At 42.2% G+C, this 19247-nt stretch carries 13 protein-coding genes; 9 read left to right on the top strand and 4 right to left on the bottom strand.

Features of this window, described 5'->3' with window-relative positions; translation table 11 throughout:
* The first annotated feature begins 2 nt into the window (after positions 1–2).
* The 3 genes from AN213_RS08010 to rpoS are packed head-to-tail and all read left to right on the top strand — an operon-like array spanning position 3 to position 2492.
* The gene (locus AN213_RS08010) at positions 3–581 is read left to right on the top strand and encodes a YqaA family protein (protein WP_054551145.1); all 579 of its coding nucleotides are present in this window, start codon (positions 3–5) and stop codon (positions 579–581) included.
* 42 nt (positions 582–623) lie between these two features.
* A complete protein-coding gene (locus tag AN213_RS08005; protein WP_055021015.1) occupies positions 624–1448 on the top strand; it encodes a peptidoglycan DD-metalloendopeptidase family protein in 825 nt (274 codons plus the stop codon).
* A gap of 60 nt (positions 1449–1508) precedes the next feature.
* Complete coding sequence (gene rpoS, locus AN213_RS08000; RefSeq protein ID WP_054551147.1) at positions 1509–2492, top strand: RNA polymerase sigma factor RpoS; 984 nt, start codon at positions 1509–1511, stop codon at positions 2490–2492.
* Between the two features lie 368 nt (positions 2493–2860).
* On the opposite strand, the gene mutS is transcribed toward rpoS, so the two are convergent.
* Positions 2861–5434 carry a DNA mismatch repair protein MutS gene (gene mutS, locus AN213_RS07995; protein WP_055198204.1) on the bottom strand — a complete coding sequence of 858 codons (2574 nt, stop codon included), beginning with the start codon at positions 5432–5434 and terminating at the stop codon, positions 2861–2863.
* Between the two features lie 21 nt (positions 5435–5455).
* Between mutS and AN213_RS07990 the strand changes: the two genes are divergently transcribed.
* Positions 5456–5953, top strand: coding sequence for a nicotinamide-nucleotide amidohydrolase family protein (locus AN213_RS07990; RefSeq protein WP_054560895.1), 498 nt, complete (start codon positions 5456–5458; stop codon positions 5951–5953).
* Positions 5954–6011: 58 nt separating this feature from the next.
* Positions 6012–7058, top strand: a complete 1047-nt coding sequence (recA, locus tag AN213_RS07985) for a recombinase RecA (RefSeq protein WP_054560894.1) — start codon at positions 6012–6014, stop codon at positions 7056–7058.
* 436 nt (positions 7059–7494) lie between these two features.
* Here recA and AN213_RS07980 read toward each other — a convergent pair whose 3' ends face one another.
* Complete coding sequence (locus AN213_RS07980) at positions 7495–9618, bottom strand: TonB-dependent siderophore receptor (protein WP_055198202.1); 2124 nt, start codon at positions 9616–9618, stop codon at positions 7495–7497.
* Positions 9619–9809: 191 nt separating this feature from the next.
* Complete coding sequence (locus tag AN213_RS07975; protein ID WP_054560892.1) at positions 9810–10976, bottom strand: DcaP family trimeric outer membrane transporter; 1167 nt, start codon at positions 10974–10976, stop codon at positions 9810–9812.
* A 282-nt stretch (positions 10977–11258) separates the two neighbouring features.
* Here AN213_RS07975 and acs point away from each other — a divergent pair, with 282 nt between their 5' ends.
* Both acs and AN213_RS07965 read left to right on the top strand, forming a co-directional pair.
* On the top strand, positions 11259–13199 hold the full coding sequence (gene acs, locus AN213_RS07970) for an acetate--CoA ligase (protein ID WP_054560891.1): 1941 nt from the start codon (positions 11259–11261) through the stop codon (positions 13197–13199).
* Positions 13200–13295: 96 nt separating this feature from the next.
* Positions 13296–13946 carry a response regulator transcription factor gene (locus tag AN213_RS07965; RefSeq protein WP_054551155.1) on the top strand — a complete coding sequence of 217 codons (651 nt, stop codon included), beginning with the start codon at positions 13296–13298 and terminating at the stop codon, positions 13944–13946.
* Between the two features lie 52 nt (positions 13947–13998).
* Here AN213_RS07965 and purU read toward each other — a convergent pair whose 3' ends face one another.
* On the bottom strand, positions 13999–14829 hold the full coding sequence (purU, locus tag AN213_RS07960) for a formyltetrahydrofolate deformylase (RefSeq protein WP_055198200.1): 831 nt from the start codon (positions 14827–14829) through the stop codon (positions 13999–14001).
* Between the two features lie 340 nt (positions 14830–15169).
* On the opposite strand from purU, the gene AN213_RS07955 reads away from it, so the two are divergent.
* Positions 15170–16531, top strand: coding sequence for a hypothetical protein (locus AN213_RS07955; protein ID WP_054560889.1), 1362 nt, complete (start codon positions 15170–15172; stop codon positions 16529–16531).
* A 104-nt stretch (positions 16532–16635) separates the two neighbouring features.
* Complete coding sequence (locus AN213_RS07950; protein ID WP_055198197.1) at positions 16636–19239, top strand: DUF2339 domain-containing protein; 2604 nt, start codon at positions 16636–16638, stop codon at positions 19237–19239.
* The last annotated feature ends 8 nt before the right edge of the window (positions 19240–19247 follow it).

Here is a 19247-nt window from a genome sequence, read left to right as displayed (position 1 = left end):
CTTTGAAGTTGTTTACTAAGTTATATGATATGGCGCTGGTATGGGCTAAACACCGTCATGCGGAGCGTTATTTAGCAGGGATGAGTTTTGCTGAATCTGTTTTTTTTCCGGTGCCACCGGATGTCATGCTAGCCCCTATGTCGCTTGCTCAGCCAGATAAAGCATGGCGCTTTGCCAGCTTTACGACTATTGCTTCAGTGATTGGTGGTATTTTAGGTTATTTACTTGGCTTTTGGTTATTCGAACCGGTAGTTGAACCGCTGATTGCGCAAATGGGTTGGCAAGCTAAATTTGACACAGCGCTAAGTTGGTTTGAAAACTATGGTGTATGGGTGGTGTTTTTAGCGGGCTTCTCTCCTATACCTTATAAGGTTTTCACCATAGGTGCAGGTTTGATGCAAATGGCATTCTTGCCATTTTTAATTGCCTCGGCAATAGGTCGTGGCGCGCGTTTCTTCTTAGTGTCGGCTTTAATGAAGTGGGGCGGCGTTAAAATGGAGCAAAAATTACGTCAATATGTTGAAGCGCTTGGCTGGGGATTAGTTGTTTTAGTTGTGGTTGCGTACTTTTTACTACGATAACCCGTAAAACCATTAAACTAGTACGATAAGGAGCATTTTACGATGAGCAGGCAGTTAACAGTCTATGTTACTTTGTTTCTTAGTATTTTGCTCTTTGGTTGTACTTCTCGCGAAGCACCGGCACCGGTTAGTAGTTTAGATAATAAAGTTAAACCCGCCACACGCAAAGTAAATATCTCTGGCTCAAAATATGTAGTCAAAAAGGGCGATACTTTGTATTCAATTGCTTTTAGCGCTCAGCAAGATTTTCGAACGCTCGCAAAAATAAACGATATTCCAGCACCTTATACGATCTTCCCTGGGCAGAGTATTTCGCTCACAAAATCGGCACAAAAATCAAAAAAGACGAAAAAGTATACGAATTCGAGTAAAAAGTCTACTGTTTCTATACAAAAAAATAACAAAAAATTAAAGAAAGGGCTTGATCAGCCAAAACAACGAGAGTATGTTCAGAAACAAGCCAACAAAATAATTAGTGAAAAAAAGCGTAATTCTAATGCTAAAGTTGTATGGGGCTGGCCTGCAAAAGGTAAAGTCACAAAACGCTTCTCTAACAAAGAGAATGGCTTTAAAGGATTACAGATCACTAATAAACAAGGGGCTTCTGTTTTAGCTGCTGCACATGGAACTGTGGTATACGCGGGCAACGCATTGAGGGGATACGGTAATTTAATCATATTGAAACACAATGATGATTACCTAAGCGCTTACGCGCACAATTCAAAGTTGCTTGTAAAGGAAAAACAGGAAGTAAAGGCAGGGCAGAAAATAGCAGAAATGGGCAGTTCAGACTCTTCGGTTACGGCTTTGAGATTTGAAATTCGTTATCGGGGTCAAGCAGTCAATCCTGCTAAGTATCTACCTTAGCCATTTAGGGTATTGATAAAGTGATTTAGCTCAATCACATATTTGCTCGGGAGGACGCTTATGGGTCACACAGCAAAACTAGAGAAAAAAACTGACGCGATTGACGATAAATTTGATGACACGGTAGTCGAAGAAGAGTCTTCTGAATTACTTGAAGAAGTCGACAACGAAGATGAAATTTTTGCAAAAGAAGAAGTTGCCAAGAATTTAGATGCTACGCAGCTGTATCTTGGTGAGATTGGTTTTTCTCCGCTGCTAAGCGCAGAAGAAGAAGTTTATTTTGCTCGAAAAGCACTGAAAGGCTGCGAAGCCTCTCGCAAGCGAATGATTGAAAGTAATTTACGTTTAGTGGTGAAAATTGCCCGCCGCTACAACAACCGTGGCCTTGCGCTACTAGACCTTATTGAAGAAGGTAATTTAGGCCTTATCAGAGCCGTTGAGAAATTTGACCCAGAACGTGGTTTTCGTTTTTCAACTTATGCAACTTGGTGGATACGTCAAACCATTGAACGTGCCATCATGAACCAAACACGTACGATTCGTTTACCTATTCACGTGGTTAAAGAGCTTAATGTTTATTTAAGAACAGCCCGTGAATTAACGCAGAAACTTGACCATGAACCAACCGCAGAAGAAATTGCAGAGTGCTTAGATAAGCCGGTTGAAGATGTCACTAAGATGCTGCGTTTAAACGAAAAAATCACCTCGGTGGATACACCTATCGGCGGTGAAAATGACAAAGCGTTACTAGATATTATCGCCGATGAAAAAGACTATGGTCCAGAAGGCGAAGTACAAAATAATGACATCAACAAGCACATTGTTGATTGGCTTGGAGAGTTAAACCCGAAACAGCGTGAAGTACTTGCTCGTCGTTTTGGTTTACTAGGCTATGAGCCATCAACCCTTGAAGATGTTGGTCGTGAAATAGGCTTAACACGTGAACGTGTAAGACAAATTCAAGTGGAAGCATTACGTCGCTTAAAAGACATTTTGCAACACGAAGGGTTAAGTACAGATAGCCTATTCGACCAATTCACCTGATTTGACAACAATGTATACCCAAACCACCTCAAGGTGCGAGTTTCAGTTGGAAAAGCGATTTAGGCAAGGCATTGATTGCAAGTAATAGTGGTTCTATTGCTAAAATCAATAACGCAGTATAAATCGCTTTTAAACCAACCCGTTGGGCGCTTCACAGGTACTTACTCTCATCGTTGTTACTTCTTAAAAGGGAATGCCATTCCTGCAAAGTAACGCCTTGATATTAAGCACCTGTGACGCCTTGATATTAAGCACCTGTGAAACGCTGAATTCTGCATCTTGAGGAGGCTTGGGTATTAGGCCTTCGGGTCTAGAACACACAAAAAAGCTGACATTACGTCAGCTTTTTTTATAGCTCTTTTATTGCACTACAGTAAATCTTTTAATTGATACAGTAGTTGGTGTGCTTGTCTTGGCGTTAAGCTGTCTGGATCAAGCTGTTTTAAGGTTAATTCAAGCTCAGAAGGCTCATCATCAAAACTTAACGTTTGTTGTTGTTGCTCAATGGGGGCAGTAACAGGTTGATGGTTCTCAAGCATTTTAAGCTTTTGTTTTGCTTGTTGGATCACCGCTTTTGGTACACCAGCCAAGGCAGCAACTTGTAAGCCAAAGCTCTTGCTTGCTGCGCCTTCAAGCACGGTATGCATAAAGGCAATGGTGTCGTTGTGCTCAATGGCATCAAGGTGCACATTAACCAATCCCGTTTTTTGTTCGGCCAGTTCGGTTAGCTCAAAATAGTGGGTAGCAAATAAGGTTTTAGCGGCAATTTTTGATGCTAAGTAATCAGCCGTTGCATAGGCAAGCGATAAACCATCATAGGTCGAAGTACCGCGACCAATTTCATCCATCAGGACTAGTGATTGCGCTGTGGCGTTATTTAAAATTGTTGCTGTTTCGGTCATTTCAACCATGAAGGTTGAGCGTCCTGATGCTAGGTCATCACTTGCGCCGATACGCGTAAAGATACGGTCAATATTACCAATCTCTGCACTATCAGCAGGAACGTAACAACCAATGTGAGCCATTAGAACAATAAGTGCAGTTTGGCGCATATAGGTCGATTTACCACCCATATTTGGACCTGTGATAATGAGCATTTTACGGTCGTTATTAAGCTCCACAGGGTTAGCTATAAACGGGTCTTTCATTACCTGCTCTACTACCGGGTGGCGACCTTGCTTAATACTGATATTATCGTTATCGCACAAAGTTGGTTTAGCATAATTAAGCGCTTGCGCACGTTCGGCTAAATTGTTCAGTACATCTAAATCTGCTAAAACAGCTGCCATTGTTTGTAGCTGCTCAATGTGCGGAGCAATAAACTCAAAGAGTTGCTCGTAAAGCTGTTTTTCAAGCGCTAGCGCTTTTGACTGGCTACCAAGTACTTTATCTTCGTGCTCTTTAAGCTCAGGGATAATATAGCGCTCATTATTTTTTAGCGTTTGACGGCGAATATAATCCGCAGGAACCAAGTGCGAGTTCGCACGGCTTACTTCAATAAAAAAGCCATGCACCTTATTATAGCCAATTTTTAAGGTGCTAATGCCTGTGCGTTCACGCTCACGTTCTTCAAGCTTATCGAGAATATCGGTTGCGCCTTGGCTTAGGGCACGCCATTCATCAAGCTCACTGTTATAACCTGGGGCAATAACACCCCCATCACGAATAAGCACCGGTGGGGTTTCGATGACAGCACGTTCTAGTAAGTCTTGTAGATCAGGTAATTGCTGCGACTTTGCAATAATTTGGCTAATACGCGGATCGTTGGCGTCCAAAAGTAATTCGTGTAATGGTGCCAGAGCTTGCAGTGCACTACGTAGGCGCGTTAAATCACGCGGGCGTGCTGTGCAAAGCGCTAAACGGGCGATAACACGCTCAATGTCGCCAATTTGCTTTAATGACTCTTGTAGCTCACCACATAATTGCGCATCGATAATTGCACTAATTGCGTTTAGTCGAGAGTTGAGCTCTGTTTTGCTGCGCACAGGGGTATGAATACGACGCTTTAATAAGCGTGAACCCATCGCAGTCGCTGTTTTATCAAGTACTTGTGCAAGTGTGTTTTCGTAACCGCCCGATAAATTAACCGTTAGTTCAAGGTTTTTACGAGTTGCTGCATCTAAGATCACCGCGTGTTCGTTTTGCTCAAGGGTGATTGCACGAATATGCGGCAGGGCTATGCGCTGAGTGTCTTTTACGTATTGCATTAAGCAGCCTGCAGCCACTAAAGCCGCGTGTGCTTTGTCTACTCCAAAACCAACTAAATCTTTGGTGCCAAATTGGTCGCAAAGTAAATGCTGCGCAGTATCTAGATCAAATTCCCATTCCGGGCGACGACGCGCGCCTTTGATATGCTCAATTAAGTGCACATTTGCAAATGTTTCACTGTAAAGCAGCTCAGCAGGGGCTAAACGCTGTAATGTTGAGCTAAATGCTTCATCGGTATTAACTTCTAACACATTGAATCGGCCAGAGTTAATATCTAAGTAAGCAATACCATATAGGCCTTGTTTATTTTGCCATACACTGGTTAGTAAGTTGTCTTGGCGTTCTTGTAATAACGCTTCGTCAGAAATTGTGCCCGGTGTAACAATACGTACAACTTTACGCTCAACAGGGCCTTTGCTAGTCGCTGGGTCACCAACTTGTTCACAAATAGCTACTGACTCACCCATTTGTACAAGGCGAGCTAAATAGTTTTCGACTGCGTGATAGGGTACGCCCGCCATTGGAATGGGGTCGCCACCGGCTTTACCTCGATGGGTTTGAGAAATATCAAGAAGTTGCGCTGCACGCTTGGCATCATCAAAGAAAAGTTCGTAAAAGTCGCCCATACGATAAAACAATAAAATATCCCGATGCTCGGCTTTTATTTTTAGATACTGCTGCATCATAGGGGTTTGTTGTTTTATAGTGTGCGGTGCATAAAGATCAAACGACATGTATTTACCCAAAGGCTGAATATGGAATTACATCAAGAGATTAAAACACTTGCTGCGAAATTAGGAGCTATTTTAACGGATAAACGCTTATGGATCACTACCGCAGAGTCATGCACTGGTGGTGGAGTGAGTTATGCACTAACCGATACCCCAGGCAGCTCTAATTATATTGACCGAGCGTTTGTCACTTATAGTAACCAAGCAAAACATGAGCTCATTGGCGTTAGCGAGCAAACCTTAAACAGCTTTGGTGCGGTGAGTGAGCAAACCGTTGTTGAAATGGCATCGGGGGCGGCAAAAGCTGCAAACGCCGATATCGCAATAGCTATTTCGGGGATAGCAGGCCCCGGTGGTGGAACACTGGATAAACCTGTGGGATTAGTATGGTTTTGTATTCATTTTGCTGGTCAAAACTACCCAAGTCAGCAAGTTTTCTCTGGCGATCGAGCTGAAGTTAGACTACAAGCTATTGTTTATTCATTAAAAAATATAATTGAATTGATAAAATCTGAAAATTAGCTTGATACTGTGATTTCATACAGTATACTGTCTGCATTAGCCGGATTTGGAGAACAGAATGAACGATAACAAACAAAAAGCCTTAGACGCTGCTTTATCACAAATTGAGCGTCAATTTGGTAAAGGCTCAATTATGAAACTGGGCGACAATAAAGCCCTAGATATTGAAGCAATTTCAACTGGTTCACTAGGTATCGATATCGCACTAGGTATTGGTGGTTTACCTACGGGTCGTATTGTTGAAGTGTATGGTCCTGAATCATCAGGTAAAACAACGCTTACTTTACAAGTTATCGCTGAAGCTCAAAAGCAAGGTAAAACTTGTGCATTCGTAGATGCTGAGCACGCTCTAGATCCTGTATACGCACAAAAATTGGGTGTAAACATTGATGACTTACTTGTTTCTCAACCAGATACTGGTGAGCAAGCATTAGAAATCTGTGACATGTTAGTTCGTTCAAGTGCAGTTGATGTTGTGATTGTTGACTCGGTAGCAGCTTTAACACCTAAAGCTGAAATCGAAGGTGACATGGGTGACTCACACATGGGTCTACAAGCTCGCTTAATGTCACAAGCTTTACGTAAGCTTACAGGTAACATCAAGCGTTCAAACACACTTTGTATTTTCATCAACCAAATCCGTATGAAAATTGGTGTTATGTTTGGTAATCCTGAAACAACAACAGGTGGTAACGCACTTAAATTCTACTCTTCAGTACGTATCGATATTCGTCGTATTGGTTCTGTGAAAGAAGGCGACGAGGTTGTTGGTAACGAAACTCGCGTTAAAGTTGTTAAGAACAAGGTTGCTCCGCCGTTTAAACAAGCTGAGTTCATCATCATGTATGGCGAAGGTATTTCGAAACAAGGCGAGTTAATTGACCTAGGTGTTAAGCATAAGATTGTTGAAAAGTCAGGTGCTTGGTACAGCTACAATGGCAGCAAAGTTGGTCAAGGTAAAGCAAACTCAATTAAGTTCTTAAAAGACAACCCAGAGATCGCAGATGAGATCGAAGGTAAGCTACGTGAGATGCTATTACTTCAGGCAACAGAACAACCAGAAGATGGTGAAGATGCAGGCCTATTAGCTGAAGACGAGCTATAAACACCGCAAAAGAGTACAGTTAAGCGTGATTTGACCCGCACTTAACACAAAAAAGACCGCTACACAGTTAGCGGTTTTTTTATGGGTAAAAGTTAGCGAGAGTAAAGTTAGCGAGAGTAAAGTTAGCGAGAGTAAAGTTAGAAAGGGTAAAGTTAGCAAGAGTAAAGTTAGCAAGGGGAAAGTTACAGGCATTATCGAGTGTTCTGACAGCTAAAAGCGAAACGAAACCATTGAATACCACCAACAATGTAGTGATTAAACGCGATATAAAATCGCTGCTACAAACTACTGCCTGCTCCTGTAACGGCGGTTTGCACCGCTTCAAAACGCTTTACTCTCGCTAACTTTACTCTTGCAACTCTTTCATGAAAAAGCCGCATATGATGCGGCTTTTCATGTACTTAAAGCTTAAAACTTTAAGCTTCTAGCTCAAAGCTTACAGCTGCCAGTTGAAAGACACTGAGTAGTTACGTGGTGCGCCGTAATAACCTTGTGCCCAGAAAAGACTGTGGATGTACTTTTCGTTGGTCACGTTATTAACGTTCAAGTTAACGCTCATATTGTCATTAATATCGTAGGTTGCCATTAGGTTTAATAGGCCGTACGCATCTTGCGTTGTGGTGATAAGTGCAGCATTTGTTGCCGCATCACGCACTTGTACGCGCTTTGTATCGTCTTGCCAACGATAGTTTAGGCCAAAGGTTAAACCATCAATCTCAGGCACTTTATGAGTTACAGCAAGTTTGAACTGGTTTTCAGGTGTGTAGTCTTTTACTAACTCATCACCATCAATGTTTAGATTACTGTAGCTGAAGCTTGCACTTAGTGTTTCGTTGATTTGACCACTAAGCTCTACTTCAATACCGTCGCTGTTAATACCATCTGCGCCATAGTAGCGAGTGTCGTCAGGTAATGAATCAGGGATAGCAACGGCAAGGCCAACTTGTTTAGCATCAAAGTAGGCAAGAGTTACAAATAAATCGTCATCAAGTAGCTGAGCTTTCACACCAATTTCACTGCTTTTACCTGTGATTGGATCTAAGTAATCGCCATTGATGTCACGCTCTGTTTGCGGTACGAAGGTTTCTGTGTAGCTTGCATAAGTTGAGAAGCTTTCGTTGATATCATACACAGCACCGAAGTAAGGCACAGTTTGGTCGCTATCTTTGTCTTTTGCAACGCCGTAAGAGGCACCTTCAGTTTCCCAATTTACTTGGCTCACACCTGCTAAAATGCTGAATGCGTCAGTTGCACGAATGCGTGTTGAAATATATGCAGAGCGTTGACGGCTAGTGATATCAGCACCTGTTAAACCATCAGTAAGTGTTGGTACTGGCGCAACACCGTCCCAACCACCTAGCTCAGGCATTGCAGGGAAACCATTGCCTGTAGTGTAGTCATACAATGATTTATCTTTGTTATCCATATCTGCTTGGTTTACACCAAACGACAGATCATGTTCCATACCAAATAAATCAAATTTACCTGTTGCGTAGATATCTAAAATGTCGTGCTTATCTTTGTGGTCATATTCACTGGCATAACCAGTTAGGCCAAGACCTGTTTCTCTGTCTGGTGTGCCGTAAACATAGAAAAGCTCAGAATCTTGCTCATTTTCTAAGTGCGCGTAGCTTGCTTTTAAGAACCAAGTATTGGTGATTGCTTGCTCAATTGATAAGAACAGCTGCTCAGTTGTGTTATTCCAGTATGACCAATCAGACGCTGTGCTAGTTGAAGCGTCAAAGTTTGTTGCTGAACCATCGCTGTAATAAAGCGGTAAGGCACCCCACAGTGGGCTATCAGCATCTTTCTTTTGATTTACATAGTTTGCAGTTACTACTGTGCTGTCAGTTAGCTGGCCTTCGTAGGCTAGGTAATAAATTGTTTTATCTTGCTCGTAACGGTCAAGGTATGACTCAGTTTTGTGCTTGGTGAATACCGCACGTACAGCGTGGTTTTCGTTGATAGCAGTTGAAGCGTCAAGCTCTAAACGCTTATTGTCCCAAGAACCGTACGATACAGACGCATTTACTTGCGTTTGATAAGTAGGGCGCTTTAGAACCATGTTGACTGTTGCTGATGGGTTACCAGCACCTGTCATTAAACCATTGGCACCACGTACAATTTCAACACTATCGAAAATAGAAGTATCTAGAGTACCTTGGATTGAACCGTTGTCTTGCGGCATACCCATGCCATTAACTTGGAAGTTGGTGATCTCAAAACCACGAGCTTTAAAATAAGTACGGTCAGTTTCGATTTGCTCAACAGTGACGCCCGGTGTACTTTCAAGTACAGCGTTTAGATTATCGAGTGAGAAGTCATCCATTAACGCACGTGAAACAACAGAGATTGACTGTGGTGTTTCTTTAATTGTTAGCCCTAATTTGGTTGCCGACTGTGCTTCTTCAGTGATGTAGTTTTTATGATGCTGGCCATACACGGCAATTTTTTCAATTGCTTGTTCTTCTTTTTGTTGTTCTGCAAAAGCGTGGCCACTTAAAAGTGCTGAGGTCACAAGGCTTAATTGAGATAAGCGCAAAAATTTTGTTGATGACATGCAAAGTTCCAATTAGTTCAATGAATAGTGAAATTAATGCGTAATTTAATCTAAATGAAAATAATTTGCAATTAGCATTTGTGTTTTGGTGAATGATTGTTTGCAAAAAAGTTTAAAGGGCACAGAAATATAAAAAGGAGATATAAAAAAAGCGGCCGAAGCCGCTTCAGGAAGTAAAATAAGTTTAAATCTTAAAATACGTATTTTGCAGAGAACTGCAGACGGTCCATATCGCCGTCAGCACCGCTTTCTAGCTCACGCTCAGCATGTTTGAATTCAACACCAAAGGTAAGCTTTTTAACAGGCGAATATAAAAGGTTGGCACTATAGCTTTGGCTCATTTCTGTAGGATCGCCAGTCACAGCAAGTAAATCTGTGTTGTTATCTGCTGAGAAGAATGAATAAAGGAAAGTTGAGCGCCATTGGCTGTTCCAGTGTTGTTGGTAGGCAATAAAACCTGATGTTGAATCAATTGCATCTAAATCATCACCGTCAAGCACCGCACCATGAGCCACATTTAAACCAACATAACGGCCTAAACCTGTGCCTTGAGTTAGCATAAATTTAAGGTTGTTTTGGCCAAAATTTACTTTACCTGAGGCGCTGATACCGAACGATGATGTATCTGCATCAATGCCATTTTGTTTATAAGTTAACTGGCGAGCAAGACCGGTAAATACTAATTCACCCCAATCAGCTTTATGCGCATAACGTGCTGTAAAGTCAGGCATTGATGCATCATCAGTGGCAACACGTGCACCGCCAACTGTGACTGTGCTCTCTGGGTTTTCGATAGAGAATGACCAATTACCGGTAGTGTAACGTGCCTGTGCTTGACGTACGAACACAGTACCTTCAGCAGGACCGACGAAATCAAGTGTTTCTGGTAATGCGCCAACGTTTTGGAAGTTTGACCAGGCTTGACCAAATAGCCAACCATCATAAGTTACAAATGCTTGACGAATACGAGGCGCGTAAGAGTTACTAACGCGTTCGTTACCGCCAGGTGCTGAAGCAATAAAGTCTATTTCAATTTTAGTTTTGATGGTTTTACCGTCGTCTAATTTTGTTGCTGTACCTAGGTTAAAGCGAGATTGGCGTGCATGCATGTCAAATACTGCATCGCTGTCGCTGTCTGCGCCTACAGGTGTTGTACCTGGTACATAGAAGTCACGGCCAATGCTGCCGCCAGCTGGTACGCCTGCAGAGTAATCACTCCACATAGCATCAAGTTTTACATAGCCACCATAAGAAACGTCTGTGTTACCGATGGTTGCGGCGTTAGCGGTACCTGCAAGTGCACATAAAACAGCTGAAGCTGTGAGTGTTTTTAATGCGGTTACTTTTGTTGTTGTCATAATGTGTATTCCTGTCGAAGCTACTTGTTGATTGCATTAATGTTGTTGTATCACTGTTGTTTAAGAAATGACTTCTCTCAATTATCTATTGGTCTATTAGACTAAGGTGGAATGGGTAGTTAAATCGCATCCAACCTAACATTGGACTAGATTATAGAAGGCAATTTTAAAGTTTTTTGTTAAATGACAAGATATACAACTAAGGTCTAATACTTTCAGGGGCTTTGCTGAGTGATCCTTGAAGCAGGCCGTAGGCAAGTAATTAAAATGGAGACGACAACAATGTCAGAAAGTATCTATCCAGTACCAGCGCATATCAAGAATGCAGCACTAGTTGATAACGATAAATATAATACACTGTACAAGCAATCTATTGATGACCCTGAAGGATTTTGGCGAGAGCACGGTAAACGCCTTGATTGGTCAACTCCTTATAACAAAGTAAAGAACACCTCATTCGACAAAGGCCACATCAGCATTCGCTGGTATGAAGACGGCCAACTTAACGCATCTTACAACTGTATTGACCGCCACCTTGCCACTAAAGCCGATAAAACAGCCCTTATTTGGGAAGGCGACAACCCTGAACACAACGAAAATATTAGCTACCAACAGCTTCACGACGAAGTAGCTAAGCTAGCCAACGGCCTTAAAAAATTAGGCGTATCAAAAGGTGACCGTGTTGCTATTTATATGCCAATGACACCGCAGGCTATTTACGCTATGCAAGCGTGTGCGCGTATTGGTGCGATTCACTCTGTAGTATTTGGTGGTTTCTCTCCATCAGCGATTGCTGACCGAATTAATGACTCAGGCGCTAAAGTGGTAATTACTTCAGACGAAGGTCGCCGTGCTGGCAACTGCGTACCACTTAAAGCAAATGTTGATGAAGCGGTATCACAAGACTCAGTAACCACCGTTGAGCACGTTATTGTTCATCAGCTAACGGGTGGTGAAGTTGAATGGAATAGTCATGATGTTTGGTGGCATGAGCTTGTCGCTGACTTACCAACTGAGTGCGAACCTGAACCAATGAATGCAGAAGATCCGCTTTTCATTCTTTATACTTCAGGCTCAACGGGTCAACCAAAAGGGGTGGTTCATACTACCGGTGGTTACCTTGTTTATGCATCGATGACACATGAATATGTGTTTGATCTTAAAGAAGACGATATTTTCTGGTGTAGTGCCGATGTGGGCTGGATCACAGGTCACAGCTACATTGCTTATGGCCCATTAGTGAATGGCTGCACGCAAGTCGTATTTGAAGGTGTACCAACTTACCCAACAGCGGGGCGTATGGGTGAAGTAATTGATAAGCACAACGTGACTATCCTTTACACAGCACCAACTGCTATTCGTGCTCTAATGGCGAAAGGCGATGAGCCAACAGCGACTTCAACTCGTAAAAGTCTTCGTGTTATGGGTTCTGTAGGTGAGCCAATTAACCCAGAAGCGTGGGCATGGTATTACGAGCATATTGGTAACGAAAACTGCCCAATCGTAGATACCTGGTGGCAAACTGAGACTGGCGGCATCATGATCACACCATTACCAGGTGCAACAGATATGAAGCCAGGCTCAGCAACACGTCCATTCTTTGGTATTGCACCAGCACTATTTGATGCTGAGGGTAATACACTAGAAGGCGCGGTTGACGGTAACCTTGTTATTTTAGATAGCTGGCCATCACAAGCACGTACAGTTTATGGCGACCATGAACGCTTTGAACAAACCTATTTCTCAGCATACCCAGGCGTGTACTTCACAGGTGATGGTTGTCGTCGTGATGAAGATGGCTACTACTGGATCACAGGCCGTGTAGATGACGTACTTAACGTATCAGGTCACCGCCTAGGTACTGCAGAAATCGAAAGTGCATTGGTTGCTCACGAAGCAGTAGCAGAAGCTGCAGTAGTAGGTTACCCACATGATATTAAAGGTCAGGGCATCTATGTTTACATCACTCCAAATGAGGGTGTTGTAGTGAGCGATGAACTAACAAAAGAGGTACGTAACTGGGTTCGTAAAGAGTTAAGCCCAATTGCATCACCAGATATGATCCAATGGTCTCCAGGTTTACCGAAAACTCGTTCTGGTAAGATCATGCGTCGAATTTTACGTAAAATTGCGGCAAATGAGCACCAACAGCTTGGAGATACTTCTACACTAGCCGATCCGAGCGTTGTTGATGAGCTAATCGAAAACCGATTAAATCGTTAAAATCGCGTTAAAAACTTGATTAGAAGTTGATTCTAAACGTAGTATATCGGCTGTCACTTAGAAATAGGTGTCAGCCGAATTTATTAGGAGTGAACCATGAGTCAGTTTTTAATAGCGGACGATCATCCGTTATTTCGTGAAGCGCTGAAAGGGGCATTGAGTGCTAAGTTCGCTGATTTAGAAGTGTTTGAATCGGAAAACTTTGATACCACTTTGCAGGTGCTGAGCGAGCAAGAAGATCTTGATATCTTACTACTAGACCTTCACATGCCAGGCAATGGCGATTTATACGGCCTTATTCGCATTCGCGAAGACTATCCAAGCTTACCAATAGCTGTTGTTTCTGGCAGCGAAGACATCAATGTAGTTTCTAAAGTAATGGGTTATGGTGCGATGGGATTTATTCCAAAATCATCTTCATCAGATGATATTGCGCTGGCAATCAACCACATACTTGAAGGCGATGTTTGGCTTCCACTTGAGCTTAAAGATAAAGTGGCTGCCGTAGATGGCGAAGACAAAGAAATTGCTGCGCAAGTGGCTTCACTAACGCCGCAGCAATACAAGGTGTTGCAATACTTACACGAAGGCTTGTTAAACAAACAGATTGCTTACGAGTTACATATTTCCGAAGCAACCGTTAAAGCACACATTACAGCAATTTTTAGAAAGCTAGGTGTGTATAATCGTACTCAAGCGGTATTAATTGCCTCTAAGTTACAATTAGAGCCTATTGAGTCGGCATAACAAAAGATAATAAAAACAATAAAGAGGCCATTCAGCCTCTTCATTTTATTGCTTAAGCGAACACCACGGTTCGATTACCATTGATAAACAGTTTATGTTCAGATGCGAGCTGCAACGCTTTGCAGAACACTGTTTTCTCTACATCTTTACCCATTTTTGCCATCATCTCTGCGGTATCCGCATGACTGACATGCGTCACATCTTGTAAAATAATCGGCCCTTCATCAAGCTCATTATTAACAAAATGAGCGGTCGCGCCAATAATTTTTACACCGCGCTCAAATGCCTGATGGTAAGGCTTTGCGCCAATAAAGGCTGGCAAAAATGAATGGTGAATATTAATAATCTTACCTTCAAAGCGCGCCACAAATTCAGGGCTTAAAATACGCATATATTTAGCAAGGCCAATAATGTCAGGCTGATAGCTGGCTATTAAATCACCGACTTGTTGATCATGCTCCGCACGGCTTAAGCCTTCGTGCGATACCACATGAAATGGTACACCAAAGCCTGCAGCCAGTGGCGCTAAGTCGGCGTAGTTGGCAATCACAGCCAGTACTTCGATGTTTAAGGCTTTTTCGAATTGCTTTAGTAATACACCACCTAAACAGTGCGCTTCTTTGGTAGCAAGCAATACCACTTTGGTTCTTTCGCTGCTGTGCAGGGCAAGCTCTGCGCCATCAGGAAGTAGCTCAGCAAGACTTGGTAAAAAGTCATCTGAAATAACGCCGCTTAACTCTGTACGCATAAAAAAGCGTTTAGCGTCTTTATCTACAAATTCGTTATTACGTGTAATATTTAAATTATGCTGATGACAAAGGCCGGTGATCTTGGCAATTAGACCAACATCATCATCGCATTGTGTGGTTAAAATCGTGTTCATAGTCCTCATTCTAATCCCGTTTGTGTGAACACCATTATTTGCTAATTTTTTTGTGCTGCATAGCGCAAATTTGACTATCTAATAATTTATCTGATTTGATTGTATAAGCGTCTAAAATGTAATCATTATTTACTTTTCGTGTAAAAGTAAGTTGCTTTCACTATAAATGTGATTTTCTGTCCATAATTATGATTAATTAAGTGCTTTTCTACATCATTTTCTACACTTTTTAACCTTATCGTAAGTAACTGTAAGTGAAGGTAATAGTTTGTAAAACATAGAATTTTTTCGCACTATTCGAGTCAGAATGGGGTATTACAAACAATAAGGAAAAAATTCCATGAAAAGCACTCTGCTTAAAACAATTGTTGCCTCAAGTTTGCTTTCGGTACTGGCTGCCTGTTCAAGCGATGACAGCAGCAGTAGCAACAGTGGCTATGTGCAACTGTACAATGGCTCTTACAACAGCCCATACACGCGTTTATTTGTTGATGACACTGAACGTTCGGGGGCAGATTTTGGTGATGTATCAACTCGTCATAACTACAGTTCGGGGGAGTATGAACTCAGTTTTGAATATGTTGATGCAAATGATAGTTATATCACCATCGACGAAGAAACCATCAAAATTAAAAATGATCAAACTCAGTTGCTAGTAATGAATGGTGATTTTGCTGAACCAATTTTTACTGAGCTAAGTGTTCCGACGTCAAGCGATGAAGATGAATTCAATGTTGGCTTTTTTAATATCGTTGGCGAAGATAACCTTTACGATGTATACGTTGCCACTGACGACGGGTTATTTGATACCGCTGAGTTATTAATGACTTCGCAATACCTCGTTGAGCCAGAATTAGCGACGCTTGAGGAAGGTTATTACACTATTTATATTACCGCTAGCGGCAGCACTGATGTGATTTTTGAATCACCAACCGTGTACTTTAATGATGAAGCAACGTACATGGCGATGATCCGCCCAAGTTATGCAACAGAAGAAGATGGTATTACGCTTGATGTCGTGACGGCAAGTAGCTCAGTAACACAACTAAACCACCAAGACGCGCAAGGTCAGCTGCGTTTTATCAATACCATCGATGATTACACGCAAACCCAGTTTAAAGTAACCCGAGGCACAACGGCGACCAACACCGAAGTTGTTAGCAACGATAGTTACTCTGAATACATGAGCATGTCACCAAATAGTTATAGCGTCGCTATGTTAGACGAAGCGGGTGACACAATTGTCGATAACTTCTTAATGACATTAGAGCGTGAGCAAAGTGCGGTTGGTCTTTTCTACAATGACAAAGATTACGGGCCTCGTATGATGACCATTGAAGAAAACCTAACTCCAAGCAGCTACAGCCACGCAGTTACTGTGGTTAACTTAATTGATAGCTATGCAGGGCAAGAGATTGACGAAGTTGATGTGTACTTCACCCTCAATGGTGAAACGGTTGAAGATACCAGCAATGTTGTTGAAGGGTTAGATCAATACGACCAGCAAGAACAGGTGGTTGATAACGAAGTTTATACAACCTATGTGGTCTATGAAGACAATGGTCAACAGATTGTGCTATTACAACAAAGCGATATGGATTTTACCGAAGAAGGTAACTATATCTTAGTGATTGAACACGATGAAACCACAGACTCAGGTTTTAAAATGACCTTAGAGCGTACGGTGACTGAACAGTCTTAACCGGCTAAAACGCAATATCGTTGTTTATTTACTCTTGCTAAGTGTTTATTGTATAAACAATTAAGGCTTTTGCTTTTTGTTTAAAGCGTACACAAGGAGAGAGTATGGATGGCGGTATTGCGTTACTAATATTACTAGCACTAGTTGTTGTAGGTGGCTCCATTGCGGGTATTTTTGCCTTTTTTCAACTCTCCAGTTTAAAGCGAGAAGTAGCTGCTCTTCGAGTCAAACTTAACGCGACATATAGTCATAATCCACAAGCAAATACTGCAAATCAGTTTGATAATTCAAACGACGAACTGACTGACACAGCAAAATTTGAACCAGAGCCTGTAATCATTAGTAAGCCGATTGAGGCTATCCCTAAAAAGCCAGAGCAAACAAAACCCAAGCCTGCGACTTTAAATCCGCTAATAAGCCAACTCGTTACACAAATCAAAGCTAATTGGTTAACTTGGGTAGGAGCGGTTGCACTTGCCTTTGGCGGTATCTTTTTAGCCCGCTATTCACTGGAGGCAGGCTTATTATCCGAAACCATGCGACTCACGCTTGGCGCTATTTTTGGTTTGAGCTTAATTGTTGCGGCTGAGGTTTTACATCGTAAAGGTATTATTTTTGATGGGTTTAGCAACTATATTCCCGCAGCGCTGGCAAGTGGTGGTTTTATTAGTTGTTTTGCATTGACCTTGCTGGCCTATAGCCATTATGGCTTACTGCAAGCTTTACCGGCATTTAGCATTTTAACCTTAGTTTCTGTAGCAGCAAGCTGGATGGCACTGCGTTTTGGTCCTGTGCTTGCGGTCATTGGTGTTATTGGTGCCTACAGCGTGCCGGTTTGGGTCAATAACGGGAGTAATGACTTTATAGCACTGCTAACCTATGTTGCGTTTGTCAGTGTATCGGCTTCGCTAGTCGCGCATTACGTAAAACGGCATTGGTTGTGGTATCTGTTATGGGCAGGTCACTTAGGCTGGTATTACTTAGTTGCAATGGGTGCAGCTAAAAATCTGCATTGGTTTATTAATCTTTATGCTCTATTTAGCATCGTATTGTTAATTGCGATTCCACGCCTAGGGCTGAGTATTAAACAAATAGAATACCGTCCACATCGCTTTAAAACACTACTTAAGCAACTGCCCGACAACCCTCTGTTGATAGCTGTTGTCTTGCCACTTTATCTTTTACTCATGAGCAGTAACCAACTGCTTACTTGGCAGCTTAGTATATTGTCGTTAGTGGCTTTACTGCTTCTTTTGGTATTAAAAAACAGTGCATGGGATCACTGGCTGATGCTAGCTGTGGTGAGTGTGGTGTGTTTGCTTACAGGGCAACATAATGCTGTTGATTACTCTGAGCAGCTTTTTGTATTTCGGCAAAATTACGGAGCAGGGCTGTTTTTTATTGCTTTGTTCGCGGGTTATGGGTTTTTGTTTGGTCGTAAATACCCTAAACGCTTAGGTTTTGCTTTACTCGCTTCACTTTCAAGTTTTGTGATTATTAGTTGCTTATATGTTATCACTCCCGATCATGCCTTGATGACGGCGTATCCGGTTTGGTGCTTTGTATTATTGGCTCTGTCTGCTTGGTTATTTAAGCTATCAGTCAATAGCACTAACCCGATGCGGGTATTTAGTTACTGGCTTGGCGGTAATGCCAATATTAGCTTAGCGTTAACCATGCTCCTTGAAGGCAGCAGCTTGACCTTAGCGCTTGCTGCGCAAGTGTTGTTGATCAGTTTTTATGTCAATAAACAGTCACTCAGCATACCTACTTGGCCGCTTAAGGGCTTAGTTGGCGCTTTACTAGTTAGGTTAAGCTTTGCACCTTGGTCAACTGATTACAGTGATGCGTTGCTGCTCGGTGTGCACTGGAGTTTGGTTGTATACCCAGTATGCGCTTGCTTATTTTACTTTGCAGCGAGGCACTGGCAGCAGCAATCTGTTCGGGTGTGGCTAGAAGGTGCAACGCTTCATTGCATTGCTTTATTTATTACCACAGAGACGAGCTATCAGTTGGTGGGGCACTACCCAGACTTTGAGAGCTTGTCTGTGTATGAGCATATTTTATTAACCTGTAACTGGGGTATATTAGGTTGTGTTTATTTACTGCGTTCACGCTTTACTGCGCAATTGGCAAAACTCTATCAAGTAGCAGGTTTTGCGTTATTAACACTGAGTGGCTTACTAATACTGAAAAGCTTTACTGCTGTAAATCCGTTTTTTGAGCCGATAAATATAGGCAGTTGGCCGATTATTAACTGGTTACTATTACTTTGGTTAGTCCCCGCCTGTATTGCAATTTGGGCAAGCCAACTGACTAAATCTCAGCACTATTTACAAAAGCTGTTTACAGCACTTGCAGGTGTGATAAGTGTTTTATATATCAATGCGGAAATTCGCCATAACTGGCAAGGCGAGTTTATAAATATTGCTTTGCCAACTTCAGATGCAGAGCTTTACAGTTATTCTTTAGTTTGGCTTGTTATCGGTGCCTTGGTGGTTGTGGTGGGGCAGTTAAGAACCATTACGGTATTACAAAAGCTCGGCCTTGGCTTATTGGCGCTGGTGGTGTTAAAAGTGTTCTTGATTGATATGGCAAACTTAACCGGGTTGCTGCGGGCTATTTCGTTTATCGGCTTAGGCTTGTCGTTAGTTGGGCTTAGTTGGTTGTTCCAAAAATTTAAGGCAAAGCCTACTGCTTTGCCTTAAATCGGTGT

The sequence above is a fragment of the Pseudoalteromonas sp. P1-8 genome, from assembly GCF_001399985.1.
Lineage (GTDB): Bacteria > Pseudomonadota > Gammaproteobacteria > Enterobacterales > Alteromonadaceae > Pseudoalteromonas.
The sequence above is the reverse complement of the archived record's forward strand: the minus strand, read 5'-3'. Positions and strand labels throughout refer to the sequence as shown.

What these genes read in the sequence shown, in the direction of transcription:
- AN213_RS08005 (WP_055021015.1), top strand. Translation starts at nt 624, where the DNA reads ATGAGCAGGCAGTTAACAGTCTATGTTACTTTGTTTCTTAGTATTTTG.
- rpoS (WP_054551147.1), top strand. Translation starts at nt 1,509, where the DNA reads ATGGGTCACACAGCAAAACTAGAGAAAAAAACTGACGCGATTGACGAT.
- mutS (WP_055198204.1), bottom strand. Translation starts at nt 5,434, where the DNA reads ATGTCGTTTGATCTTTATGCACCGCACACTATAAAACAACAAACCCCT.
- AN213_RS07990 (WP_054560895.1), top strand. Translation starts at nt 5,456, where the DNA reads ATGGAATTACATCAAGAGATTAAAACACTTGCTGCGAAATTAGGAGCT.
- recA (WP_054560894.1), top strand. Translation starts at nt 6,012, where the DNA reads ATGAACGATAACAAACAAAAAGCCTTAGACGCTGCTTTATCACAAATT.
- AN213_RS07980 (WP_055198202.1), bottom strand. Translation starts at nt 9,618, where the DNA reads ATGTCATCAACAAAATTTTTGCGCTTATCTCAATTAAGCCTTGTGACC.
- AN213_RS07975 (WP_054560892.1), bottom strand. Translation starts at nt 10,976, where the DNA reads ATGACAACAACAAAAGTAACCGCATTAAAAACACTCACAGCTTCAGCT.
- acs (WP_054560891.1), top strand. Translation starts at nt 11,259, where the DNA reads ATGTCAGAAAGTATCTATCCAGTACCAGCGCATATCAAGAATGCAGCA.
- AN213_RS07965 (WP_054551155.1), top strand. Translation starts at nt 13,296, where the DNA reads ATGAGTCAGTTTTTAATAGCGGACGATCATCCGTTATTTCGTGAAGCG.
- purU (WP_055198200.1), bottom strand. Translation starts at nt 14,829, where the DNA reads ATGAACACGATTTTAACCACACAATGCGATGATGATGTTGGTCTAATT.
- AN213_RS07955 (WP_054560889.1), top strand. Translation starts at nt 15,170, where the DNA reads ATGAAAAGCACTCTGCTTAAAACAATTGTTGCCTCAAGTTTGCTTTCG.
- AN213_RS07950 (WP_055198197.1), top strand. Translation starts at nt 16,636, where the DNA reads ATGGATGGCGGTATTGCGTTACTAATATTACTAGCACTAGTTGTTGTA.